Origin of the sequence: Citrobacter sp. ABFQG, from assembly GCF_004322975.1 — a bacterium.
Lineage (GTDB): Bacteria > Pseudomonadota > Gammaproteobacteria > Enterobacterales > Enterobacteriaceae > Citrobacter > Citrobacter freundii.
On the sequence record NZ_CP036435.1, the window covers coordinates 2,691,273 to 2,712,028 of the forward strand.

Here is a 20,756-nt window from a genome sequence, read left to right on the forward strand (position 1 = left end):
CTAGCCAGCAAGGACATAAAACTGGCCGCTCGACCAATAAGTGTTTTTTGGTTCAAGAACCGCGCACAGTATGATTCCTGTAAAGAAGTTCTGACCGATTCGTGGGTATTACCTGATGACTATCGGGACTGGCTCATCCGTTTCAATCAAATGATTGAGCGTTACGAACGTAGCGGTATCCAAGTTATTAAAATAGAGATAGAGCCCAACGAGTTCTCCGTTTGGTGCCTCTCCAATGGCTGTGAAATAAGCACCAAGAGCTGCAACGATTTCGCTGTTTTCCATGGCAGTAGCTATGCGATCCGCGACAGAGAGCTTGATAGGGGATATGACTAAGCAAACCTTGCCTCCAACTTTAGTTATTTCGATCCTCATAATGTTTCCCTCAACATTCTGTCCCTGTGTCCAGTAACAGTGATACAGGGGGTTCTTCATTTAGCCTTATCGCTGGCAAGCGGAACGGTACTGACTGCTGCGCATTAATGTTCGCCATCTCATCCGGTGATTCGTATGCTGCCGGCAGCTACTTCGTGGGCGTCCTGCCTAGATGACGTTTTTCAAACTGTGTTTATATTTAAACTCTAAATGTGTTTGAAAGTCAACACAGCATGTGTTTAAGGTGGCGTGGATGATAACGATATGGGAAAAGGGAAGGTGAAAGGCATAAAAAAACCAGCCAAGTAGGCTGGTTAGATTGTTAAAAATTGTAGTTTAATCGTCAGTTGGCTTTAATCGTCCCCGAAGGTACTTCTCGACATACTCATCAATTTCTTTCAGCCGCAATTGAAAGGTATCGATCATTCTGTCTTGTTCAGACTCCGGCAACTGGTCAAAAAGAGTAATCAACTTACGATGTTTTGGCGTTAACCATGATTCGGCGTGATCATCACCAAACATTAGTTCAGCCGGGCTAATTCCGAGAGCTTTAGATATCGTTATAGCGTCGTCAACGCCCACATTGCGGCGACCCGCTTCATAGTTCCCGATGCGTGACTGAGCCCACCCACATAACTCTGCGAGTTTAGATTGCGACATATTTTTCTGTTCGCGTAGCTGCTTCAGTCTGGCGGCAATTGCAGTGTTTATATTCATTACTGATTTTTACCACGTTACGTGTTAATGCTCAAAGAACGTTTCGTCTTGACTATCTAACACATTGTGTGTTTAATTCAGCTAAACACTAAATGTGAGGACAAGATGAACAACATCGCCAAAGAACGGCAAGCGCTCGGTTTAACTCAAGAGCAATTAGCCAAATTATTCGGGTGGCGTCAGTCAAGGCTCTCAAATTATGAGAACGGAACACGTCAGCCTGGCCTACCGGAATGCAGATTGATTGTGGAGAAGCTTAACGAGTTAGGGCGCACCTGCTCTCTTGATAGTGTATTTCCGCCACAAAGCGAGGTCTGAAAGATGCAATCAGTAGCTTATTCCCATAATAAACCACGAGTAGCCGCTGCGGTGAAATCGCAAAATCAATTTAAACCCCAGCGACGTGACAGTATCCAGCACCGTGCCATATTGGCCGCCGTTCGTGAATGGGAATCGACATTACCAGGACAGGCACAGGAACGGATCGCTCAGCTGGTGGCTGAAGAGTGGGCCAAAGCAGATGGCCGCGGAATCGCTGTTAATAAACAGAATTTATTCCGATATCTGAAAAATGAAGGGGGGTCAGAAAAGTACACGGCTTACGTTATGCAGCTGTCAGACTCAATCATTGCTGCTATGCCAGTTCAGATTGCCAGGAAGCACGGGTTAAGTAATGCGAGCACAGAAGCGGAGCTGGTGGCGAACGCTATCAAAGAGTGCAGTGAGGCACACCATGCGAAATTAATTGGCGCTCCATTACAAAAGCTCGAGAAGGAAATTCGTGAGGCGGCAATCGCATTGTTCAACATGCTACCTGCTGACGCGGCGGGACCACTACTGGCGAGTATAAGCGCCGTAGCGCCGCAATTGTTTTAATCGAGTTTTGACCTATGACCATTATTACTGCAACTCGCGGGGTGAAGTATGCCTAATCCTTTGGCTAAGGCCATGCCTAAGAGTAAGGCTAGTAACGAGCCTTACCGTAAGGTGAAGATCACCATGTGGGATGATCCTAAGTTTCGAGCCTTATCACCACTCCCGCCAAGTGGGCAGAGTCTGTTTATTTACCTGCTTACAGGTCCATTCACAGGGATTATTCCCGGGCTTTATAAGGCGGGAAGGGCGGCTATGGCCGAAGAATTAAACTGGGATGTCGAAGCCTTCGACTTAGCCTTAGGTGAAGCCATAGCGTTAGGTATGGTGGAAGCCGATCTTAAAGCCAGAGTTTTTTGGTTGCCTAATGCGGTGAAACATAATCCGCCAGCATCAGTAAACGTGATCAAATCCTGGGCAAGATCGTTTGAATTACTGCCCGAATGTTCACTGAAAGATAAAGCTTATGAAGCTCTCAAAGTCGCCTGCTACGGGGTTTCTGACGCTATGGGGATGGCTTTTGATAAGGCTTTCGCCTTGCCTAAGGATAAGGCTAAGTCTTTGGCTAAACCTTTGCCATCAGGTATCCAGAAAGCAGTTAGCAGTAAACAGATCTTAAACCCCTCTCTTAACGCGGGCGCGATGAAAAATCCGAATGGGGAGGAACTGCCATCCCCGTCCATGCCCCGGTACCTGGACGGTGTTGATGAACCGATCGGGAAATTCAGCATGGCAGATAGCTGGCTTCCCTCCAGAGACTTCCGACAGCGCGCCGCATCGTGGGGTATCTCCCTGCCTGAACCAGATTACCTTCTGACTGAACTCGCAGAATTCACCGCGTATTGGGAGTCGGAAGGGAAAGTTTTTACTCAAATCCAGTGGGAACAAAAATTTGCCCGACATGTAGCCCGGGTGAGAACGCAGGTAAAACCAGAAACCGGAGGTAACAGTCATGTGGGAGCAGGATCAGAACCAACAGCATCCCGGGCAGTTCAGCAAATTCAGTCAGCACACGCAGAGTGGCGCCGCAGGAATGGACTTGATGGCGACGGAAACAGCCTGGCGACTGTGGCAGGTCATGGGGGAGGTGTATTCGAACCGATGGACCCAGAAGAACGGGGCGGAGCCTTCGCCTATCTGGATAGCCCAGATAGGTTCGATGACTGAACAGCAAATTCGGCTGGTCTGTCAGCAATGCATGGAGCGCTGCGCGATGGGAAATACATGGCCGCCTGACCTGGCTGAGTTTGTTTCTCTGGTTTCAGAGAGTGGTGCGAATCCATTCGGACTGAAATCGGAGCAGGTTATGACGGAATACCGGCGCTGGCGCAATGAGTCATATCGGTATTCAGGAAGCGATAAATATCCATGGCCTCAGCCCGTGCTGTATCACATCTGCATTGAAATGCGGAGAACGGGCGTAGAACGACAAATGACAGAGGGGGAGCTGAAACGACTGGCAGAAAAGTTACTCACGAAGTGGTCGAAGCATGTTGGTAATGGACTAAGTGTCCCACCAATTCGACGTCAACTGGAAGCGCCGCGCCATCCGGCAGGACCAACGCCAGCACAATTACTGATAGATGAATACAGGCGTCGAAAAGCGGCAGGATTAACAAATTGAATAATGAACAATCAGTAAATCTGATATTAAAACCACATAGCCATCATATTCGAATTTTCGAATGTGATGGTTGACGACACTCAACTATTGCAGGAAACTACGGAGAGAATTCAGGAGACTAAAATGGCTGAACTAACTTCTCTACAACTCTTCAAAAACCTTTCCGATGAAACTCGGCTGGGCATCGTATTGCTGCTTAGAGAAATGGGAGAGCTATGCGTGTGCGATCTCTGTACGGCGCTGGATCAGTCGCAGCCCAAGATCTCCCGTCATCTGGCAATGCTCCGGGAAAGTGGATTATTACTGGATCGCAAGCAGGGCAAGTGGGTTCACTACCGCTTATCTCCGCATATTCCGTCATGGGCTGCTCAGGTAATTGAGCAGGCTTGGTTAAGCCAACAGGACGACGTACAGGCCATCGCCCGTAAGCTGGCATCGGCAAACTGCTCTGGTAGCGGTAAGGCTGTTTGCATCTAAAAAATTTGCCTGAACATATATGATTTTTCGAATGTGAGGTATTCAGAATGAAGACGTTAACGGTGTTTGACCCGGCAATGTGCTGCAGTACCGGCGTATGTGGCTCAGATGTCGATCAGGTTCTGGTTGATTTCTCTGCTGATGTGCAGTGGCTGAAAGGACGTGGCGTACAGGTTGAACGTTATAACCTGGCGCAGCAGCCCATGAGCTTTGTTCATAATGAGAAAGCGAAAGTATTCCTCGAAGCATCTGGAGCAGAAGGGCTTCCGCTACTGCTGTTGGACGGTGAAACGGTGATGGCTGGGCGATACCCAAAACGCGCTGAGCTGGCTCGCTGGTTCGGTATTCCGCTGGAGAAGGTAGGGTTAGCTCCCACCAGCTGCTGTGGTGGTAATACTTCCTGTTGCTGAATATGTCAGGAGGACATATGAAATTCTTAGAGAATATCCCGCCTTACCTGTTTTTTACTGGCAAGGGTGGCGTAGGAAAAACGTCCATTTCCTGCGCGACGGCTATCCGCCTTGCCGAACAAGGTAAGCGGGTTTTGCTGGTCAGTACAGATCCAGCCTCCAATGTCGGTCAGGTATTCGACCAGGCTATCGGTAACACCATTCGCTCTGTGACAGCAGTTACTGAACTTTCCGCTCTGGAGATTGACCCTCAGGAAGCCGCCCAACAATACCGCTCCAGAATCGTTGATCCTATCAAAGGTCTTCTGCCTGAAGACGTTGTTAACAGTATCAGCGAGCAGCTTTCAGGAGCCTGTACGACTGAGATTGCGGCGTTTGATGAGTTCACCGGCTTATTGACAGACGCTTCCCTGCTGACCCGCTTCGATCACATCATTTTTGATACAGCGCCGACGGGCCACACGATTCGCCTTCTCCAGCTTCCCGGTGCCTGGAGTAGTTTCATTGAAAGTAATCCGGATGGTGCTTCCTGTCTTGGCCCAATGGCCGGGCTGGAAAAGCAGCGTGAGCAGTATGCTCATGCGGTAGAGGCGTTGTCCGATCCTGAACGTACCCGCCTGGTTCTGGTTGCACGACTGCAAAAATCTACGCTGCAGGAAGTAGCCCGCACCCATGAAGAACTGGCCGCAATTGGCCTGAAAAACCAGTACCTGGTTATTAATGGTGTGCTGCCTAAAGCCGAAGCTGAACATGACGCGCTGGCTGCTGCGATATGGCAACGGGAGCAGGAAGCACTGGCAAATCTTCCTGCTGGTTTATCTGAGCTACCGAGAGATACCTTATTACTCCAGCCAGTAAATATGGTTGGTGTGTCTGCGTTGAAGGGGCTGCTGGATACCCGTTTTGATGCATTACCGCTCCCGGTACCGAACGTCCTGTACACGCCTGAAAACTTATCGCTCTCTGACCTGGTCGATGATATCGCCCGCAGTGAACATGGCCTGATTATGTTGATGGGCAAAGGTGGTGTAGGGAAAACCACGATGGCTGCTGCTATCGCCGTAAGGCTGGCAGACATGGGATATGACGTGCATCTCACCACCTCTGATCCCGCTGCGCACCTGAGTACAACGCTGAACGGCAGCCTCAAAAACCTGCAGGTCAGCCGCATCAACCCTCACGATGAAACCGAACGCTATCGCCAGCATGTTCTTGAGACGAAGGGAAAAGATCTGGACGAAGCAGGGAAACGGCTATTGGAAGAAGATTTACGTTCTCCCTGTACTGAAGAAATTGCCGTGTTCCAGGCTTTTTCCCGAGTGATTCGTGAAGCAGGTAAGCGGTTTGTTGTCATGGATACAGCTCCCACTGGGCACACGCTGTTGTTGCTGGATGCTACCGGGGCTTACCACCGAGAGATTGCCAAAAAAATGGGGGAGAAAGGTCATTTTACTACCCCAATGATGCAGCTTCAGGACCCGGAACGAACCAAAGTTCTGCTGGTCACTCTGCCTGAAACCACACCGGTACTGGAAGCGGCAAGCCTACAGGCTGACCTTGAAAGAGCGGGGATTCATCCATGGGGCTGGATTATCAATAACAGCCTTTCCATCGCGGATACGCGTTCTCCGTTGCTTTGCCAGCGCGCTCAGCAGGAACAGCCTCAGATTGAGGCTGTTAAGAATCAGCACGCTGACCATATAGCGCTCGTTCCGGTACTGGCTTCTGAGCCAACAGGTATTGAAAAACTCAGAGAGTTGGCGAGTTAATTTTTTGTTTATACAGGGCGGCAGATCCGCCCTGTCAGGAGGGTGTATGTTACTGGCAGGCGCTATTTTTGTCCTGACCATTGTCTTGGTTATCTGTCAACCGAAAGGATTAGGGATCGGCTGGAGTGCAACGCTGGGCGCGGGCCTGGCTTTGATTTCTGGCGTTGTGCATATAGGCGATATTCCGGTGGTGTGGAATATCGTCTGGAACGCGACAGCGACCTTTATTGCGGTGATTATCATCAGCCTGCTGCTCGATGAATCAGGCTTTTTCGAATGGGCGGCATTGCATGTTTCACGCTGGGGTAACGGTCGTGGCCGTTTGCTCTTTACCTATATCGTCCTGCTCGGCGCAGCGGTGGCGGCACTGTTTGCCAACGATGGTGCGGCACTTATTTTGACACCAATCGTTATTGCTATGCTGCTGGCATTAGGATTCAGCAAAGGTACCACGCTGGCATTCGTCATGGCAGCCGGGTTTATTGCCGATACTGCCAGCCTGCCGCTTATCGTGTCGAACCTGGTGAATATTGTTTCGGCGGACTTCTTTGGTCTGGGATTCACCGAATATGCATCGGTGATGGTACCGGTCGATATCGCCGCCATTATTGCCACACTAATTATGCTGCATCTGTTTTTCCGCAAGGACATCCCGCCAACTTACGATCTGGCCCTCCTAAAGAAACCAACAGAGGCAATAAAAGATACGGCTACATTCCGCACTGGCTGGATAGTTCTGATTCTCCTGCTTGTTGGTTTCTTCGTCCTCGAGCCGCTCGGTATTCCCGTTAGTGCGATTGCAGCGGTTGGGGCGATAATTCTGTTTGCAGTGGCGAAACGAGGCCATGCCATTAACACTGGTAAAGTGCTACATGGTGCACCCTGGCAGATCGTCATCTTCTCATTGGGGATGTACCTGGTAGTTTACGGTCTGCGCAACGCAGGGCTAACCGAATATCTTTCAGGTGTTCTGAACGTGCTGGCTGATAAAGGACTCTGGGCCGCGACGCTGGGTACTGGCTTCCTGACGGCTTTCCTGTCTTCCATCATGAACAACATGCCTACCGTGCTGGTTGGCGCTCTTTCTATTGATGGCAGTACCGCAACCGGCGTCATCAAAGAGGCGATGATTTATGCCAATGTGATTGGCTGCGATCTGGGGCCGAAAATCACACCTATTGGTAGCCTGGCAACGCTGCTCTGGCTACATGTACTTTCACAGAAGAATATGACCATCACGTGGGGATACTATTTCCGCACCGGGATTATCATGACTCTGCCTGTGCTGTTTGTAACGCTGGCAGCGCTGGCGCTACGTCTCTCTTTCACTTTGTAATGAGATACTGATATGAGCAACATCACCATTTATCACAATCCTGCCTGCGGCACGTCGCGTAACACGCTTGAGATGATCCGCAACAGCGGTAATGAGCCGACCGTTATTCTTTACCTTGAGACTCCACCTTCACGCGATGAGCTGGTCAAACTCATTGCTGATATGGGCATTTCCGTCCGGGCGTTACTACGTAAGAACGTCGAGCCATATGAGGAACTGGGTCTTGCCGAAGATAAATTTACTGACGACCAGTTAATTAACTTTATGTTGCAGCATCCGATCCTGATTAATCGCCCCATCGTTGTAACACCGCTGGGAACCAAACTGTGCCGTCCTTCTGAAGTTGTTCTGGATATCCTTCCTGATGCTCAGAAAGGGGCTTTCGCCAAGGAAGATGGCGAGAAAGTCGTTGATGATGCAGGCAAAAAATTGAAATAAGCGACAGGAGAGCCGCCTGTTATTTAGGCGGCTCCTTTATCAAATAAAAACAATGGATTGCCTCGATTTAAATCTTTGGACTGTTGATGCAACATTCTTCGCGTAGAAAATCAATAATCGACTCTAACTTGTCATATTGAGAAACGCAGATTAAGGAGCGGCTTTCGCGATTTTGTTTGACCAGACCTACGGAAACAAGAGCGGATATATGATGACTCAGTGTTGAAGATGGAATCGCAAGTTGTTTTTGTAGATCACCTACAGGTAAACCTTGTTCACCGGCTTTAACAAGGTGTTTGAAAATAAACAAACGTGTTGGATGTCCTAATTCTTTCATAGCTTTAGCTACTTCTTCTAGTTGCATGGTACCTTCCTCATCTATTGATATTTCGATAATACCAGAAATATGTTGATCTAACCTCAATAATTCGATTATTCTAGAAATGTGGTTTATAGGGGGGTTCATGAATAGCTGGATTTCTATGTTTACTAACGCGGCAGAGATGTTCTTGTTTCTTGCTGTCGAGTTGTCTGCGCTTTTTTTTCTGATTAGTGCGGGTGTTAGCCTTATCAGGCAAAAAATTCCGGACCAAAAGATTCAAAGAATGTTAGGGGCGAGAAAGGGGAGAGGTTACATACTTGCATCGCTGTTAGGAGCTGTAACACCGTTTTGCAGCTGCTCTACAATTCCCATGTTACGCGGACTGTTATCAGCAAAAGCAGGCTTCGGTCCAACACTTACATTCTTGTTTGTTTCACCTCTGCTTAACCCGATAATCATTGGTCTGATGTGGGTTACTTTTGGTTGGAAAGTTACCCTGCTATACGCTGTTATAGCTGCAACAGTTTCCGTACTGGCAAGTATTTTGTTAGATGTGCTTGGTTTTGACCGACATATTGTCGAAACATCAAAACCGCTGGCTAGCTGTTGTGGTGTTAGCAGTGGAAAAACTCCTGAAACTAAACTACAGAGTGTTTCAGCTTGCTGTTCTGTATCAAATCAACAGGACATAGGGGCTAATAGTTGTTCTAAACCACAAGAAACGTTTAAGAGTTTCTCAGCATTTCGGGGCACAAATTGTGAATTGAGCTGCGAGACGGGCCAAACAAATAAACAATTCTTCCCGAAAAGTGTAGTAAGAGAGCCTGGTGCGATACGACTGGCATTTCAGGATGCCTGGACTCAATTTAAAGATGTATTACCTTATCTGATGTTAGGTATTGTTATAGGGTCGTTTATCTACGGTTTTATACCTGCAGAGTGGATTGCTGCTCATGCTGGGAATGATAATCCGTTTGCGATTCCACTAAGTGCAATTATTGGAATACCGTTGTATATACGTGCTGAGGCAGTAATTCCGTTGGCATCAGTCTTGATGGATAAAGGCATGGGAACGGGAGCAGTAATGGCTCTGATTATTGGTAGCGCAGGAGCTAGTCTGACGGAAGTAATACTGCTTAAATCAATGTTCAAAACACCCTTGATTGCTGCATTTCTGACCGTTATTTTGGGCATGGCGATTATTATGGGATACCTGACACAGTTGTTATTTTGATTGGGTATGTTAGACAGAACCTGAAAAAGTTGCAGGGGGAGACGAGCATATGAAAGTTGCGCAATCAATCCCAATCAAAGCAGTTATCCAAATTTAAGGACGTTGATATCTCAATACTTACAATGGTGTCAAAACAACAAGTCCTCATTGGATTGAACCCGCTTCGGCGGGTTTTTTTTGCATCTCATTTATAGGCTAAGGTTAACAATTTGTGCTCTTAAGTCATTGATCATTTCAATGTATCGGTGTACTGTACAAATATACAGTATATGCAGTGGAGGCTAATATGAAAGTTGAACTCACCATTGATCGTACTAAAGAACTTCCAAAGGGAGCAGTGCCGGCGCTGGAGAAAGAGTTACTTAAAAGGTTGGGTAATCAGTATGAGAACTGCAGCCTGAGCATACGTCGTACAGGCTCTGATGGCTTAAGTGTTCTTGGTGGTGACAAGGAAGATAAAAAGAAAATAGAGACTATCCTCCAGGAAACCTGGGAAAGTGCTGACGACTGGTTTTATTAATTATTTTGGGTGTTACTTTTATCCCGTTTGCATGGGGGAGTTTAAGTGAAAGAAAAATTAGGATTGCCCAAAAAAGGCTACGCAGTCATCAGATGTCACGATGGAGTCATCGTTGCCAGGCTGCAATCATTTCCTGAGTGTGAGCGCGCCCTGATGTACCGTCGCGGTAGCATGGTGTCTTTCATGCCTCTTCAGGATAATGAAATTATTGGTACACCTACGTTGTTTACCCAGATGCTGGAAAGGGCTGGTTATCGCGTTACCCAAAAATCTGTTACACTCCCGTCATAGGCCTGAACAACCTATACCTGCTGCGCCACAGGAGAAAAGCCCCATGGCGCAAGATCAATTCAAGCAATCCCTCATACTGACGTTAACCAACGCCAGCGATTTTCTTTTTGCCGCATCCAGAGGTGCGTTATGAAGAAAAGCTGGTTTCAACATACACAACTCACCACTGAGCAGGCTGACGAACTGGAAGCCAGCTATAAAGCAAAGCAGATTAAGACCGAGCGTAGTCTGGATAATGACTTTATTCACTGGACGATCAGCGCGTTCTTGCCGGAAGCATCTAAGCCTCCTCGCCAGGACAGAACCTGGCAACAGCGGATCTGGAGGTGAATGTGAAAGTCTACGATATCACCCCAATGGGCAAGCCCCGAATGACGCGCGCTGACAAATGGAAAAAGCGTCCTGAGGTTCTGCGTTACCGGGCTTTCTGTGATGAAGTTCGTCTGCAGGGTGTTGAGCTGCCGGAAAGCAGTTCGCATGTCACCTTCATGCTTCCGATGCCAGCGAGCTGGAGCAAAAAGAAACGGGCTGAGTTAAACGGTAAACCACACCAGGCTAAACCCGATTTCGACAACATGATGAAAGCGCTGATGGATGCCATTTACGAAGATGACGCTCACATCTGGGATTCACGCGTCACTAAATTATGGGGAGAGAAGGGACAAATAATTATCGGGGAGATAGCAGAATGAGGGCGCTGCTGAAGCCGGTGGTTGCGCGTGAGCTTGGAATTGTGCTGCTCAAACCGGGCAGTGAGCTGATGTCATTATTCAGTTGTGAACGTGTGCTGGTGGAAAGCCAGCCGGCAAGCATGGAAAGGTTGCCTGCTGGCCGTGTTCCTGACGTTCGCCAGCCACTTGCCAGTGACGACTCCCTGAAGCCGTTCTTCCTGGATGAAAAAGTTATTAAGGCTGCTGGTGATTTGAGTGGCCTTGATTACTGGCTTCTGCGTTATGGCGGTAGCTGCTGCCAGTGGCCACACAGCGATTACCATTATCACGAGCTAACCACTCTGCGTCATGAACCTGGATCGGTTCTCCTGTGTGGACATTGTGATAACCATTTGCGTGACCACTACAGCGAACAACTTTCAGAGCTGGCGAGACGTAATGTTGTTAACTGGATTATTAACAGCATCATGGTGGCGCTGAATATGGATTCTTCCAGAGAGTTGTCGCTAGCGGAGCTTTGCTGGTGGGCTGTTCGTATGGGGATTACCGACGTAATTCCCGAATCAGTAGCCAGCCGGGCGCTCCGTATTCCTTCGGAAGAACATCAGTCAGTCATGCGTGAATGCGATATCAAACCGGGTGTAACCGCCACCAGCATCATTACAGCTAAAGCCAGCACAATACCCGTGAACTTGCCACCAGCGCAGGTACCTGCGGTTAAGCCCATAGTTGGTGTTCTGGTCGATCCTGAGTCCCCGCAAACCTATATGAAACGTCCAAAGCGGGTCCGCTGGACGGCCCCCAGGTATCTGGAATGGATTAAAACACAACCCTGCGAATGCTGCGGTAAACCATCAGATGACCCACACCATTTAATTGGCTGGGGGCAGGGAGGAATGGCAACAAAGGCGCATGATATTTTTGCGATCCCCCTGTGCCGCCAGTGCCATACAGAACTACATAACGACCCGGTGAAGTTTGAGCAAAAAAATGTTCCTCAGCCGGTAATGATAATCAGAGTGCTGGATCGGGCTTATGGGCTCGGCGTTCTGGCGTAAGGAGATGAACAGGATGACACCACGTCAACGCCGCAATCATTTTGAAGCACTTGGTAAAGCCGCATCAGCGCCGCGTAAAAGCTGGCTGGGTAAATGTATCCTTCTTACGGGGATCCAGTCCGGATGGATTAAATCCTTGCTCACTACCTGGGGGGAAGGGGTGGGAGGAAAAACAGCACCACGTATGCCGCGAGGACACGCGTGCTGGAATGTGCTTAAGGGACGGAACTGGTCAGATAAGGCGTTAGAACGCTTCACCGCAGCGTTGAACCAGGCTCGTGAAGAGGGATTCCGTGGACAGCAGGCGATGAACAGGGCACATAGCATTCTCTGGCCACAGTCAACTGCCAGTGTGATTGATGAAGCTCTGCATAATGATGATGTCGATTTTGTTGAACAATGCGTATTGCAGGCGCTGGATATAAACGATCCGGTTTATGTTGTTGGTCTTCAGTATTACACCACCCGAAAAAAAATATCAGACATAACCCGGGAGCTGCAGGCGATTGCGCCATGGTTAACCGACGGGGAGGCGAGAAAGCGTGTGCGATGGTGCCTGGAAATATTCAGAGCAAAAACATTCCTTGCGGTTCGTAACCAGATGAGAGCTGGGTTAGAGGATGGTTAGTCATACCAAAAGAGGAGCTGACCGGGAGACTAATGAGTCTGTAATTCGAAACAAAAACCCCGGTCAGTAGCCGGGGGAACTGGCTATTACTGACGATTCTGTTTAAACCGCTCATAAATCTTAATACAGATAATAGCAACGGCGTAGAAGGGCCACAGAATGGAGGTTATCACCGTATCAGCCAGGTCAAATTCGAGGCCGTGTACTCTATCCCCACGAACTAACAAAGCAAACATTGCGATGAAACCCGCGATATATATGGCCAAGTAGTGATAAAGGCTCATGATAATTCCATTTATTAGGTTTTGCCCTGAGTCTACGTGCGATAACCACACAATTAAAATTGGTATTACAGATCAATTTTCATTTATCGATCGTTCAAAACGATCGTTTTGCAACAAGTAGCTCATTGATTGAACGATATTTGTACAAAATGGCAGCGGGAATTAGCTATAAGTGCTTTATGACGTAAAAACGTTTGAAAACGGGCCAACAAAGTGAATAATTAATTCATGCTTGGCAGAGCTGCGCCACGATGGCAGCGACGAAAAGCGAACAATTTGAATATAACGAGAACCCCGCCAGCGCGGGGTTTTTGCTTTCCGGCGATACGACAGGGGTATTCGCGAGGTGTATTACACCAGTACCCCTGTCATATCGCCGAGCTGAAATCGTTAACTTGAAAACAAGTTCTCACAATGCTCAATGCTTTGTCGTTTCTAGCTCAGAGGAAAAATGAGAGGGGGCAACTGCTAAACGTAGACATCAATATTTTTAGTATTATTCCCTGCAACGTTCGAACTTGATTTGTCACTTACCGTAGGTAATGCTTCCGATACCATTTGGTTTTTTTCTGCTTCTTGTTTTTGTAATTGAGCAATTTTTGCGTATATAGACTCGATTTGCCTTTGAATCATCTCCATCTGCTGTTTAAGCAGTTTTGCCTCATCTTCGGAGGTTACTTCATTTATTTTTGAACCCATGGCGCTGAGTTCTTTTGTCAACTCTCCAATTTGTTTTTTCAGGTTTTGAATTTGTTGTGAAACAGAGTTGCCAGTACTTGAAGATGTTTGTTTTACTGTGCTTTGCAGTATGTCCTGACCCAAAGTGCTAACGGTCATGCTCATGGTGGTTCCTCCGGCCTTACATTTATTACCCATTATCGTCATCTTTCGAAATTACTTTATTAGCAAAGGTTAAGTTGTGGTTTCCTGCACCACAGCATTATTTGTGCCGCTCTATACTATCTGCTGAGTATCGCGGAGGAGCTTATGAAAGAGGGCTATTACTGGATTCAGCATGTTGGCATTGTACAGGTGGCGTACTACACGAATGACACTGTTGATGATCTGGAGACGGGTAAAACAATCACAGGTGTCTGGCATCTGACCAGAGGCGATGACATTTGCCATAACGGTGAAGCAGAGGTGTTAGAAGGTCCTCTCTCTCCACCATTGTAAACAACTGTACTTACTTCGAGGCTGCCGCATGGCGGCCTTTTTCATTTCAGGCTCACGGGAATCATCCGCTACGTGCTTTGTTGATAAATCCAGCCCGTGAAGCCTGACCCTTTAATCACACACAGCGCCATCCGAAGAATCGGAGGTGAGGCTATGACCAGAATGAGCACCATTTACAGCAGACTTTCATATGGAACAGGAACCACGCTGACCGGTTGCGGTGTATCAGCGAAGGCATATGCCGAAACAGCTAAAACAGCAAAAGAGGTGTCCTGGATGTTGGCCGACAGAATTGCAGGGTTAAGCCTGAGTGACTGGGCAATTATTGTCGGTATTGCATGCACCGTTATCACCTGTGCTGTGAACTGGTATTACAGGAAAAAGGAAAGGGAGGACCGGCTTAATGGCAATGTCACCAAAGCTGAAGAATAAACTGAGCGCAGCGGTCGTTGGTCTGATTCTTGCGGGAGCCTCCGCGCCAGTTATTCTCGATCAGTTTCTGGATGAGAAAGAGGGTAATAGTCTGACGGCGTATCGCGACGGCGGAGGGCTCTGGACGATTTGCCGTGGCGCCACGATGGTTGATGGTAAGCCAGTAGTTCAGGACATGAGGCTTTCTGCTGAGAAATGTGCCCAGGTAAACGCCATAGAACGCGACAAGGCGCTGGCATGGGTTGAACGAAATATAAAAGTTCCGTTGAGTGAGCAGCAGAAGGCAGGTATCGCTTCTTTCTGTCCTTACAACATTGGTCCAGGCAAATGCTTCCCGTCAACGTTCTACCAGCGTATCAACGCCGGAGATACAAAAGGGGCATGTGAGGCGATCCGCTGGTGGATTAAAGACGGTGGCCGCGATTGTCGTCTGACCAAAGGCCAGAAGAATGGTTGCTATGGACAGGTTGAACGACGAGACCAGGAAAGTGCACTGGCGTGCTGGGGGATAGACCAGTGAGCCTGCGCTATCAGTTTATTGCCATTTCTCTGCTGGTGGCCATCGCATTCATCGCGGGTAGTGTATGGAGCAGCCGCGGCTGGGAAAAAAAGTGGGCGGAACGTGACAGCGCGGAATCATCGCGAACAGCGAACGCGCAGACCGCCGCCCGCATGATTGAGCAAGGGCGCATAATTGCCCGTGATGAGGCTGTAAAAGATGCACAAGCACAAGCCGCTAAATCTGCTGCCACTGCTGCTGGCCTGTCTGCCACTGTTAACCAGCTGCGTACCGAAGCAACAAAGCTTGCCACCCGCCTGGACGCCGCAAAGCACACCGCAGATCTTGCCACTGCCGTCAGAAGCAAAACAGCCGGAGCCGACGCCGCAGTGCTCGCCGACATGCTCGGACGCCTTGCAGAAGAAGCTCGATATTATGCTGAGCGATCTGACGAAAGCTACCGGGCAGGAATGACGTGTGAGCGCATTTACGACTCAGTGAGGCAGTCAAACAACAACAGGGTTAGAAGATGAACGCAGAAAACCTAAGTGAAGCGTATTACCTCAATAACGATATAAAAGAACTACAACTTCAGAAAAGCATACTGGAAAGTGGTGCCGGACTTGGTGTGACAATCCAGTCTACCTATCAGGATAACGCCTTTCTTGATGCCATACGCCCGCATGCAGTGGCTGAACTTGATCGCCGTATTGTGGAGAAGAAAAAAAACCTCTCCACTCTGGGTGTTACATTCTCTTAAATGAGAACAACAATAAAAGGTTATGTCTGCTTTGCCACATTCTGAGAGTATGAGTTTTATTTGGTAGTCAATCAGTTACTTTATTGGTTTGCTTTCCGATGGAAGATAGATGTTTCCACAGAAGGGGCAAATTAACGTTATATTGTTTTTTATTCTCGACAGACTGTGCTTTGACTGGCGGGAGCAATGAGGACAAGTACTTTTCACATGGCGTAAAGTACGCATCTTGATATCTTTGAGTATCGACATGTTTATTGTCCTGGTGGGCGGTTAACAACCATACACCACATGTTGGCTAATAGCTTCTTTTATAACCGTTACGATGTAGTCGTTAGCCATAATCAATCAAGCCTCGCAATAGCGGGGCTTTTTAACAACTGAGGAATGAGCATTACAGTAGTTCTTACAGCTAAGCAGATTGAAGACCTGGCTGCCTTCGCAAAAGAAGATGGCCAGCCACAATACACCATCACTACCGGAACAATCCCTGAGTTCGAAGCGGATGATGGCGAGGTTATCCCTGAGTACACCGGGCTGATTGCCTATTCCAAGTCGCTAGAGCATAGCGTTCTACAGCTCGATAACTAACGAATCAACAAAACTTTCCATCCGCCATGACACCACAATGCTCGTAGACATGCCAGGAAGCCTGACAGAAGAAGCTCGATACCATGCTGAACGCGCTGATGAAAACTACCGGGCAGGAATGACATGTGAGCGGATTTATGAGTCCGTAAAAATACTAACAATGAACCGTAGAGGAAAAATAATAGCTCTATAAATTAAGATGTTGACGGTTTTCGTGGATAAAATTGTGAATTTTTACTATGAAGGAAATACGACTCTTCCTTGAGTCAAAATCCCTGACAACTTAGGGTGATAGATAAAGGTCTTACGCAGCATGACATAATTTTCGATTTAAGCTATTTAAATTAATTTTTATGATCAAAACCCACTGAGATTTACTTACAAAACTAAACCTTGCTATGTTTGGTTAATCATGCGTTAATGAATGTCTGGTTTGTAACGAATTTATCTGAAGCAGTCGCTGTAATAATTTTATTCCTTGTTCCTGTTGAGATTTCCTTGTTAGCTTTTCTCTCTGATAATTTTTTTCGGACCATTCTGCCCAAGGGCTTACTCAATAAAGGTAATGTTTATGTCTAATAAAATGACTGGTTTAGTTAAATGGTTTAATCCTGAAAAAGGTTTTGGTTTTATCACTCCAAAAGATGGTAGTAAAGATGTGTTTGTTCACTTCTCTGCTATCCAGAGTAATGATTTCAAGACGCTGAATGAGAATCAGGAAGTTGAATTTAGTGTTGAACAGGGACCTAAAGGCCCCACGGCAGTTAATGTCGTGGCTGTATAAGGTAACTGTTATTACTAATAATATTCACTTCAGATGTCCGTGTTGCCACGGATCTCAGTACCGAACGTCAAACTTTGATGTTACTGAAAAAAATCCTTTCGGAGCAAAATGTATTTTTTGCAAATCAACAATGATTACATTTGATAATATTGCACTGTACATTCGTTCTGGTCAGTCTTCGTTAGAATTCAGAAAATAAATTTCAGGCTCCTTATGGAGCCTTTTTTGTATGCTGAACCGACAATCTCTGTAAGAGACATCACGGTAAAATTATGAAAAAAGTCATCGTTTTTTTTAATGCAGAACCTGCAGTTGTTGTAACCGTAATGAAAGGTATTACTACGATAATGCGTGAGTTTCCCAATGGGGAAAAAGCACACCTACCCGTGATGTCAGCGGGATTTCCATCTCTGACAGGAGACCATAAAATAGTTTATGTAGCCTCTGATCGTGATGTCAGTTCAGAAGAGATCCTCGAGGCAGCATCGAAGCTTTTGAAATGAGATCTGGTTGTTTCGTGACCGACCCGGATTTTAGTACAGTGGTTTGTGTGGTCGCGAGCTCTTTTGTATGAAGATTGTACTGCAACCTATTGATAATTGAGTCTTTCTATTCTATCTTTTAAACATATCAGCGCTTATACAAGTGCTCTACGGGGAATGTAACATGCTTGGCGTTGATACGTTAGAGATCAAGAGAGGTAAACAATGAACGTCGAAGATTTAAAAAGAAAAACTGAAGCGGATATTTCTGAATTCATCACAAAAAAAATTATTGAACTCAAAAAAAAGACAGGAAAAGAAGTTTCCGATATCCAGTTTAATGCTCGTGAAAAAATGACTGGGCTTGAAAGCTATGATATTAAAATCACATTAATCTAATTGTTATAAGATTCAGTTCGAGTGAAAAAGCATTATCTTGAAAGGTAATGCTTTTTTATTTCTGTCATAAAATTTAGAACGTTGTCAAAGCCTTCACTTCTAACCACAGATTTTCTGCTTACCTTTTAACGGGTCCTCCTTGACGATTCTGACCATCGAGGGGCAGCAGCGGCGCGGGATTTGGAGCATTTTTGATTCTTCACGCAACCATTTCAGCATTTGATGCTGATGACGGAACACTATCCCCGAATACACTGGGTTTGTTGCATTCTCTGATTCAAAAGAACACGGTGTGCTTCAACTTGGCTGAGCAGGCATTACAGCAGACATTCACTGAGTGCCTGCTGTAATGTTAAACATTAAAATTTGTATTTATTTCTTATCGTTACAATCAGGGATCATCCTCAAAAGAGTGTTATCTTTCTGGACGTAGTGATGGAATAACGCTGCACCAGCATGCGCTGCGATTAAAAAATATCCGATGTTTGCCAGTGTTTCGTGAGTATCTTTGATAAGTGATTTTGTTTCCCCGTCAGGAGTAACGAACGATGCAACGTTAAAACCTAATAAACTCCAGTCCTTTCCACCGTAAGCCATAATTGCAATACCTAATAATGGTAGAGCCAAAAAAGAAATGTACAGCAGGATATGCATTATTTTAGCAGCCATCATCTGCCAGGCTGGTGGGGGGGGAGTGATAGCTGGATCATGATACTTATGTTTAATAATTAATCGTATTATCATTAAAAACCAGACAAACACCCCAACATTGTAATGTGTTTCTTTCATGAGAAGGTAGGTGTTACTGCCTTTGGGAAACCAGCCACGAAGCTCCATAGCTGCATAGGTTATCGCTATTAATATCAGGGTTAGCCAGTGTAAGCGAATCTGAAGTTTTGAGAATTTGACCATTATTCTTGCCTCAAACGGTGTATTACATCGACCATAAATCATGAAGCTTAACAAATCCTTATTTTTGTTGAGAGATTAAGAGTTTGTTATTCCAGCGATCTCACTTGAATGTTTTGATAATAATTCTCATTTTTATTTCTTTCTGATAATCCTTGATGTTACGGGGCAAGAACCACGCTGATTCTCGCTATTTATGAGAACTTTCAATCAACTACTGGTTCATTTTTACTTTCCGCCTATTACACAATTTGTATCCAACAAACAGGACTATGCCGATGCCAGCACGTGCTAAACGCCCATGCCGACACAAAGGGTGTGCGGCAATCACCAACGATGTCAGCGGATATTGTGACCAACACCGAAAGCAGCATGCTGGTGACGGCTGGCGGAATTATCAGTCAGGAAAGAGCAGACAAGAACGTGGATATGGGCGGCTCTGGGAAATTAAACGAGCGCGTATCCTTCAGCGTGATAAATACCTGTGTCAGAACCATCGCCGGCAGAAGATAGCGAAGAAAGCGGAAAGCGTTGACCACATCATTCCAAAAGCTCATGGCGGTACTGATGACGATTCCAACCTTGAGTCGTTGTGCTGGGAATGCCACAGAGCAAAGACAGCAAGAGATCGTATTCGATGAGTTATGCCCATTACATATACTGTGGGCTGAGTGGCTATTTTTCGAATTCCTGTTCGCACAATGCGAGCAGTTGTAGTCGCCGCAATCTGAATTACGATTTTCATCTCGATTAAATCAGACGGATGTCTGGGGAAGGGGGGATCAAATCCCTGACTCCTTTCGCACTTCAGGACTGCCCGCTTCCTCGCATTTTTATACCCGCGAAAAATGAAATTTAACGTAAGCGTCCAGCGAGAGCCGTCTGGTCATAATCTGCAGCATACGACAAAGTGGTGTCCACCAAATAAGTAGTGGGAACCAAAGTGTCAGATATGCAGAAAAATATGACTCCCGGCAGGCGTAAGGGCTGCCCTAATTATTCTCCTGAGTTTAAAAAGCAGCTCGTAGCTGCCTCCTGTGAACCCGGGATATCCATCTCAAAACTGGCGCTTGAAAATGGCATTAACGCCAATCTGTTGTTCAAATGGCGCCAACAATGGCGTGAGGGAAAGCTGCTGTTACCTTCCTCAGAGAGTCCTCAGCTACTCCCTGTGACTCTCGATGCCACCTCCGTACAGCCAGAACTAACCGCTGAGGGCCCGGAGGCTCTCAGTATCAGCTGTGAGGTAACGTTCCGGCACGGGACGCTCCGCCTTAATGGTACGGTCAGCGAAAAGCTCCTGACTCTGCTGATACAGGAACTGAAGTGATGATCCCGTTACCTTCCGGGACCAAGATCTGGCTGGTTGCCGGTATCACCGACATGCGCAACGGCTTCAACGGGCTGGCTGCAAAAGTGCAGACGGCGCTGAAAGATGATCCGATGTCCGGCCACGTCTTCATCTTCCGGGGCCGCAGTGGCAGTCAGGTCAAACTGCTGTGGTCTACCGGAGACGGGCTGTGCCTGCTGACCAAACGGCTGGAGCGCGGGCGCTTCGCCTGGCCGTCAGCCCGCGATGGCAAAGTGTTCCTGACACCGGCGCAGCTGGCAATGTTGTTGGAAGGCATCGACTGGCGACAGCCGAAGCGGTTGCTGACCTCCCTGACCATGCTGTAGGCCTCTTTATCCTGGTTGTTGCA

General features: G+C 47.1%; 34 protein-coding genes and 1 pseudogene. 29 read left to right on the top strand and 6 right to left on the bottom strand.

Features of this window, described 5'->3' with window-relative positions; all coding sequences use genetic code 11:
- Positions 1 to 108 precede the first annotated feature (108 nt).
- Together WN16_RS24365 and WN16_RS13080 are read right to left on the bottom strand one after the other, a co-directional pair.
- Positions 109 to 375 carry a hypothetical protein gene (locus tag WN16_RS24365; RefSeq protein WP_044700608.1) on the bottom strand — a complete coding sequence of 89 codons (267 nt, stop codon included), beginning with the start codon at positions 373 to 375 and terminating at the stop codon, positions 109 to 111.
- Between the two features lie 336 nt (positions 376 to 711).
- Entirely contained in the window at positions 712 to 1,092 is a 381-nt protein-coding gene (locus tag WN16_RS13080; protein WP_003832307.1) for a helix-turn-helix domain-containing protein, read from the bottom strand.
- A gap of 105 nt (positions 1,093 to 1,197) precedes the next feature.
- Here WN16_RS13080 and WN16_RS13085 point away from each other — a divergent pair, with 105 nt between their 5' ends.
- From WN16_RS13085 to arsC, 9 genes are all read left to right on the top strand, one after another.
- The gene (locus WN16_RS13085) at positions 1,198 to 1,410 is read left to right on the top strand and encodes a helix-turn-helix transcriptional regulator (RefSeq protein ID WP_003832309.1); all 213 of its coding nucleotides are present in this window, start codon (positions 1,198 to 1,200) and stop codon (positions 1,408 to 1,410) included.
- A 3-nt stretch (positions 1,411 to 1,413) separates the two neighbouring features.
- Entirely contained in the window at positions 1,414 to 1,968 is a 555-nt protein-coding gene (locus WN16_RS13090) for a toxin YdaT family protein (RefSeq protein WP_044700607.1), read from the top strand.
- Between the two features lie 252 nt (positions 1,969 to 2,220).
- The gene (locus WN16_RS24535) at positions 2,221 to 3,132 is read left to right on the top strand and encodes a DnaT-like ssDNA-binding domain-containing protein (protein WP_044700638.1); all 912 of its coding nucleotides are present in this window, start codon (positions 2,221 to 2,223) and stop codon (positions 3,130 to 3,132) included.
- On the top strand, positions 3,044 to 3,589 hold the full coding sequence (locus tag WN16_RS13100; RefSeq protein WP_122984015.1) for a replication protein P: 546 nt from the start codon (positions 3,044 to 3,046) through the stop codon (positions 3,587 to 3,589). The genes WN16_RS24535 and WN16_RS13100 overlap by 89 nt, the downstream gene beginning before the upstream one ends.
- A gap of 123 nt (positions 3,590 to 3,712) precedes the next feature.
- Positions 3,713 to 4,066 (top strand): As(III)-sensing metalloregulatory transcriptional repressor ArsR, encoded by a 354-nt coding sequence (gene arsR / locus WN16_RS13105; RefSeq protein WP_044700602.1) that lies wholly within the window; start codon positions 3,713 to 3,715, stop codon positions 4,064 to 4,066.
- A gap of 47 nt (positions 4,067 to 4,113) precedes the next feature.
- Positions 4,114 to 4,476 (top strand): arsenite efflux transporter metallochaperone ArsD, encoded by a 363-nt coding sequence (arsD, locus tag WN16_RS13110; protein WP_038641374.1) that lies wholly within the window; start codon positions 4,114 to 4,116, stop codon positions 4,474 to 4,476.
- A gap of 17 nt (positions 4,477 to 4,493) precedes the next feature.
- Positions 4,494 to 6,245: an arsenite efflux transporter ATPase subunit ArsA gene (arsA, locus tag WN16_RS13115; protein WP_044700601.1), complete on the top strand. Its 1,752-nt coding sequence runs from the start codon at positions 4,494 to 4,496 to the stop codon at positions 6,243 to 6,245.
- Positions 6,246 to 6,291: 46 nt separating this feature from the next.
- Positions 6,292 to 7,581 (top strand): arsenite efflux transporter membrane subunit ArsB, encoded by a 1,290-nt coding sequence (gene arsB / locus WN16_RS13120; RefSeq protein WP_038641369.1) that lies wholly within the window; start codon positions 6,292 to 6,294, stop codon positions 7,579 to 7,581.
- Positions 7,582 to 7,593: 12 nt separating this feature from the next.
- Positions 7,594 to 8,019 carry a glutaredoxin-dependent arsenate reductase gene (arsC, locus tag WN16_RS13125; protein ID WP_038641366.1) on the top strand — a complete coding sequence of 142 codons (426 nt, stop codon included), beginning with the start codon at positions 7,594 to 7,596 and terminating at the stop codon, positions 8,017 to 8,019.
- A gap of 67 nt (positions 8,020 to 8,086) precedes the next feature.
- On the opposite strand, the gene WN16_RS13130 is transcribed toward arsC, so the two are convergent.
- Positions 8,087 to 8,383, bottom strand: coding sequence for a metalloregulator ArsR/SmtB family transcription factor (locus WN16_RS13130; protein WP_038641364.1), 297 nt, complete (start codon positions 8,381 to 8,383; stop codon positions 8,087 to 8,089).
- Positions 8,384 to 8,483: 100 nt separating this feature from the next.
- On the opposite strand from WN16_RS13130, the gene WN16_RS13135 reads away from it, so the two are divergent.
- From WN16_RS13135 to WN16_RS13165, 7 genes are all read left to right on the top strand, one after another.
- Positions 8,484 to 9,575: a permease gene (locus tag WN16_RS13135; RefSeq protein WP_044700597.1), complete on the top strand. Its 1,092-nt coding sequence runs from the start codon at positions 8,484 to 8,486 to the stop codon at positions 9,573 to 9,575.
- 286 nt (positions 9,576 to 9,861) lie between these two features.
- Positions 9,862 to 10,095, top strand: coding sequence for a DinI family protein (locus WN16_RS13140; RefSeq protein WP_044700595.1), 234 nt, complete (start codon positions 9,862 to 9,864; stop codon positions 10,093 to 10,095).
- Between the two features lie 45 nt (positions 10,096 to 10,140).
- Positions 10,141 to 10,386 carry a hypothetical protein gene (locus WN16_RS13145; RefSeq protein WP_071681812.1) on the top strand — a complete coding sequence of 82 codons (246 nt, stop codon included), beginning with the start codon at positions 10,141 to 10,143 and terminating at the stop codon, positions 10,384 to 10,386.
- A 129-nt stretch (positions 10,387 to 10,515) separates the two neighbouring features.
- Positions 10,516 to 10,716 carry a hypothetical protein gene (locus WN16_RS13150; protein WP_044700593.1) on the top strand — a complete coding sequence of 67 codons (201 nt, stop codon included), beginning with the start codon at positions 10,516 to 10,518 and terminating at the stop codon, positions 10,714 to 10,716.
- A gap of 2 nt (positions 10,717 to 10,718) precedes the next feature.
- The gene (locus WN16_RS13155; protein ID WP_088169020.1) at positions 10,719 to 11,078 is read left to right on the top strand and encodes a RusA family crossover junction endodeoxyribonuclease; all 360 of its coding nucleotides are present in this window, start codon (positions 10,719 to 10,721) and stop codon (positions 11,076 to 11,078) included.
- Positions 11,075 to 12,115: a DUF968 domain-containing protein gene (locus tag WN16_RS13160; protein WP_046670521.1), complete on the top strand. Its 1,041-nt coding sequence runs from the start codon at positions 11,075 to 11,077 to the stop codon at positions 12,113 to 12,115. Before WN16_RS13155 ends, WN16_RS13160 begins: the two co-directional genes overlap by 4 nt.
- Before the next feature lie 13 nt (positions 12,116 to 12,128).
- On the top strand, positions 12,129 to 12,743 hold the full coding sequence (locus WN16_RS13165) for a hypothetical protein (RefSeq protein ID WP_044700635.1): 615 nt from the start codon (positions 12,129 to 12,131) through the stop codon (positions 12,741 to 12,743).
- A 752-nt stretch (positions 12,744 to 13,495) separates the two neighbouring features.
- Here the strand turns inward: WN16_RS13165 and WN16_RS13175 are convergent.
- The gene (locus WN16_RS13175) at positions 13,496 to 13,870 is read right to left on the bottom strand and encodes a FlxA-like family protein (protein ID WP_044700589.1); all 375 of its coding nucleotides are present in this window, start codon (positions 13,868 to 13,870) and stop codon (positions 13,496 to 13,498) included.
- A gap of 144 nt (positions 13,871 to 14,014) precedes the next feature.
- On the opposite strand from WN16_RS13175, the gene WN16_RS13180 reads away from it, so the two are divergent.
- The 5 genes from WN16_RS13180 to WN16_RS13200 all read left to right on the top strand — a co-directional run bounded on the left by WN16_RS13180 (position 14,015) and on the right by WN16_RS13200 (position 15,894).
- On the top strand, positions 14,015 to 14,203 hold the full coding sequence (locus WN16_RS13180) for a hypothetical protein (RefSeq protein WP_044700587.1): 189 nt from the start codon (positions 14,015 to 14,017) through the stop codon (positions 14,201 to 14,203).
- A 153-nt stretch (positions 14,204 to 14,356) separates the two neighbouring features.
- Entirely contained in the window at positions 14,357 to 14,635 is a 279-nt protein-coding gene (locus WN16_RS13185) for a phage holin (protein WP_003832349.1), read from the top strand.
- Positions 14,607 to 15,155, top strand: coding sequence for a lysozyme (locus WN16_RS13190; protein ID WP_046670524.1), 549 nt, complete (start codon positions 14,607 to 14,609; stop codon positions 15,153 to 15,155). Before WN16_RS13185 ends, WN16_RS13190 begins: the two co-directional genes overlap by 29 nt.
- On the top strand, positions 15,152 to 15,667 hold the full coding sequence (locus WN16_RS13195; protein WP_044700581.1) for a DUF2514 domain-containing protein: 516 nt from the start codon (positions 15,152 to 15,154) through the stop codon (positions 15,665 to 15,667). Before WN16_RS13190 ends, WN16_RS13195 begins: the two co-directional genes overlap by 4 nt.
- The gene (locus tag WN16_RS13200; protein ID WP_000990801.1) at positions 15,664 to 15,894 is read left to right on the top strand and encodes a hypothetical protein; all 231 of its coding nucleotides are present in this window, start codon (positions 15,664 to 15,666) and stop codon (positions 15,892 to 15,894) included. The genes WN16_RS13195 and WN16_RS13200 overlap by 4 nt, the downstream gene beginning before the upstream one ends.
- 75 nt (positions 15,895 to 15,969) lie before the next feature.
- Here the strand turns inward: WN16_RS13200 and WN16_RS24540 are convergent, their stop codons facing one another.
- The gene (locus WN16_RS24540) at positions 15,970 to 16,143 is read right to left on the bottom strand and encodes a YnfU family zinc-binding protein (RefSeq protein WP_213083834.1); all 174 of its coding nucleotides are present in this window, start codon (positions 16,141 to 16,143) and stop codon (positions 15,970 to 15,972) included.
- Between the two features lie 141 nt (positions 16,144 to 16,284).
- On the opposite strand from WN16_RS24540, the gene WN16_RS13205 reads away from it, so the two are divergent.
- The 6 genes and pseudogenes from WN16_RS13205 to WN16_RS13230 all read left to right on the top strand — a co-directional run bounded on the left by WN16_RS13205 (position 16,285) and on the right by WN16_RS13230 (position 18,147).
- A complete protein-coding gene (locus WN16_RS13205; RefSeq protein WP_044700634.1) occupies positions 16,285 to 16,482 on the top strand; it encodes a hypothetical protein in 198 nt (65 codons plus the stop codon).
- 37 nt (positions 16,483 to 16,519) lie between these two features.
- Positions 16,520 to 16,675: pseudogene (locus WN16_RS13210) on the top strand (DUF2514 family protein); the annotation flags it as partial.
- A 378-nt stretch (positions 16,676 to 17,053) separates the two neighbouring features.
- The gene (gene cspG, locus WN16_RS13215) at positions 17,054 to 17,266 is read left to right on the top strand and encodes a cold shock protein CspG (protein WP_000066494.1); all 213 of its coding nucleotides are present in this window, start codon (positions 17,054 to 17,056) and stop codon (positions 17,264 to 17,266) included.
- Between the two features lie 10 nt (positions 17,267 to 17,276).
- Entirely contained in the window at positions 17,277 to 17,465 is a 189-nt protein-coding gene (locus WN16_RS13220; RefSeq protein ID WP_057069020.1) for a hypothetical protein, read from the top strand.
- A 73-nt stretch (positions 17,466 to 17,538) separates the two neighbouring features.
- Entirely contained in the window at positions 17,539 to 17,769 is a 231-nt protein-coding gene (locus tag WN16_RS13225) for a hypothetical protein (protein WP_000756041.1), read from the top strand.
- Between the two features lie 204 nt (positions 17,770 to 17,973).
- Positions 17,974 to 18,147, top strand: coding sequence for an addiction module toxin, GnsA/GnsB family (locus WN16_RS13230; RefSeq protein WP_001100119.1), 174 nt, complete (start codon positions 17,974 to 17,976; stop codon positions 18,145 to 18,147).
- 372 nt (positions 18,148 to 18,519) lie between these two features.
- On the opposite strand, the gene WN16_RS13235 is transcribed toward WN16_RS13230, so the two are convergent.
- Positions 18,520 to 19,059: a cytochrome b gene (locus WN16_RS13235; protein WP_044700576.1), complete on the bottom strand. Its 540-nt coding sequence runs from the start codon at positions 19,057 to 19,059 to the stop codon at positions 18,520 to 18,522.
- A gap of 275 nt (positions 19,060 to 19,334) precedes the next feature.
- On the opposite strand from WN16_RS13235, the gene WN16_RS13240 reads away from it, so the two are divergent.
- Together WN16_RS13240 and tnpB are read left to right on the top strand one after the other, a co-directional pair.
- Positions 19,335 to 19,697 (top strand): HNH endonuclease signature motif containing protein, encoded by a 363-nt coding sequence (locus WN16_RS13240; RefSeq protein WP_047715729.1) that lies wholly within the window; start codon positions 19,335 to 19,337, stop codon positions 19,695 to 19,697.
- 688 nt (positions 19,698 to 20,385) lie between these two features.
- Positions 20,386 to 20,733 carry an IS66 family insertion sequence element accessory protein TnpB gene (gene tnpB / locus WN16_RS13250; protein ID WP_042922210.1) on the top strand — a complete coding sequence of 116 codons (348 nt, stop codon included), beginning with the start codon at positions 20,386 to 20,388 and terminating at the stop codon, positions 20,731 to 20,733.
- Positions 20,734 to 20,756: the final 23 nt, after the last annotated feature.

What these genes read in the sequence shown, in the direction of transcription:
- WN16_RS24365 (WP_044700608.1), bottom strand. Translation starts at nt 375, where the DNA reads ATGAGGATCGAAATAACTAAAGTTGGAGGCAAGGTTTGCTTAGTCATA.
- WN16_RS13080 (WP_003832307.1), bottom strand. Translation starts at nt 1,092, where the DNA reads ATGAATATAAACACTGCAATTGCCGCCAGACTGAAGCAGCTACGCGAA.
- WN16_RS13085 (WP_003832309.1), top strand. Translation starts at nt 1,198, where the DNA reads ATGAACAACATCGCCAAAGAACGGCAAGCGCTCGGTTTAACTCAAGAG.
- WN16_RS13090 (WP_044700607.1), top strand. Translation starts at nt 1,414, where the DNA reads ATGCAATCAGTAGCTTATTCCCATAATAAACCACGAGTAGCCGCTGCG.
- WN16_RS24535 (WP_044700638.1), top strand. Translation starts at nt 2,221, where the DNA reads ATGGCCGAAGAATTAAACTGGGATGTCGAAGCCTTCGACTTAGCCTTA.
- WN16_RS13100 (WP_122984015.1), top strand. Translation starts at nt 3,044, where the DNA reads ATGGGGGAGGTGTATTCGAACCGATGGACCCAGAAGAACGGGGCGGAG.
- arsR (WP_044700602.1), top strand. Translation starts at nt 3,713, where the DNA reads ATGGCTGAACTAACTTCTCTACAACTCTTCAAAAACCTTTCCGATGAA.
- arsD (WP_038641374.1), top strand. Translation starts at nt 4,114, where the DNA reads ATGAAGACGTTAACGGTGTTTGACCCGGCAATGTGCTGCAGTACCGGC.
- arsA (WP_044700601.1), top strand. Translation starts at nt 4,494, where the DNA reads ATGAAATTCTTAGAGAATATCCCGCCTTACCTGTTTTTTACTGGCAAG.
- arsB (WP_038641369.1), top strand. Translation starts at nt 6,292, where the DNA reads ATGTTACTGGCAGGCGCTATTTTTGTCCTGACCATTGTCTTGGTTATC.
- arsC (WP_038641366.1), top strand. Translation starts at nt 7,594, where the DNA reads ATGAGCAACATCACCATTTATCACAATCCTGCCTGCGGCACGTCGCGT.
- WN16_RS13130 (WP_038641364.1), bottom strand. Translation starts at nt 8,383, where the DNA reads ATGCAACTAGAAGAAGTAGCTAAAGCTATGAAAGAATTAGGACATCCA.
- WN16_RS13135 (WP_044700597.1), top strand. Translation starts at nt 8,484, where the DNA reads ATGAATAGCTGGATTTCTATGTTTACTAACGCGGCAGAGATGTTCTTG.
- WN16_RS13140 (WP_044700595.1), top strand. Translation starts at nt 9,862, where the DNA reads ATGAAAGTTGAACTCACCATTGATCGTACTAAAGAACTTCCAAAGGGA.
- WN16_RS13150 (WP_044700593.1), top strand. Translation starts at nt 10,516, where the DNA reads ATGAAGAAAAGCTGGTTTCAACATACACAACTCACCACTGAGCAGGCT.
- WN16_RS13160 (WP_046670521.1), top strand. Translation starts at nt 11,075, where the DNA reads ATGAGGGCGCTGCTGAAGCCGGTGGTTGCGCGTGAGCTTGGAATTGTG.
- WN16_RS13165 (WP_044700635.1), top strand. Translation starts at nt 12,129, where the DNA reads ATGACACCACGTCAACGCCGCAATCATTTTGAAGCACTTGGTAAAGCC.
- WN16_RS13175 (WP_044700589.1), bottom strand. Translation starts at nt 13,870, where the DNA reads ATGAGCATGACCGTTAGCACTTTGGGTCAGGACATACTGCAAAGCACA.
- WN16_RS13180 (WP_044700587.1), top strand. Translation starts at nt 14,015, where the DNA reads ATGAAAGAGGGCTATTACTGGATTCAGCATGTTGGCATTGTACAGGTG.
- WN16_RS13185 (WP_003832349.1), top strand. Translation starts at nt 14,357, where the DNA reads ATGACCAGAATGAGCACCATTTACAGCAGACTTTCATATGGAACAGGA.
- WN16_RS13190 (WP_046670524.1), top strand. Translation starts at nt 14,607, where the DNA reads ATGGCAATGTCACCAAAGCTGAAGAATAAACTGAGCGCAGCGGTCGTT.
- WN16_RS13200 (WP_000990801.1), top strand. Translation starts at nt 15,664, where the DNA reads ATGAACGCAGAAAACCTAAGTGAAGCGTATTACCTCAATAACGATATA.
- WN16_RS24540 (WP_213083834.1), bottom strand. Translation starts at nt 16,143, where the DNA reads ATGTCGATACTCAAAGATATCAAGATGCGTACTTTACGCCATGTGAAA.
- cspG (WP_000066494.1), top strand. Translation starts at nt 17,054, where the DNA reads ATGTCTAATAAAATGACTGGTTTAGTTAAATGGTTTAATCCTGAAAAA.
- WN16_RS13225 (WP_000756041.1), top strand. Translation starts at nt 17,539, where the DNA reads ATGAAAAAAGTCATCGTTTTTTTTAATGCAGAACCTGCAGTTGTTGTA.
- WN16_RS13230 (WP_001100119.1), top strand. Translation starts at nt 17,974, where the DNA reads ATGAACGTCGAAGATTTAAAAAGAAAAACTGAAGCGGATATTTCTGAA.
- WN16_RS13235 (WP_044700576.1), bottom strand. Translation starts at nt 19,059, where the DNA reads ATGGTCAAATTCTCAAAACTTCAGATTCGCTTACACTGGCTAACCCTG.
- WN16_RS13240 (WP_047715729.1), top strand. Translation starts at nt 19,335, where the DNA reads ATGCCAGCACGTGCTAAACGCCCATGCCGACACAAAGGGTGTGCGGCA.
- tnpB (WP_042922210.1), top strand. Translation starts at nt 20,386, where the DNA reads ATGATCCCGTTACCTTCCGGGACCAAGATCTGGCTGGTTGCCGGTATC.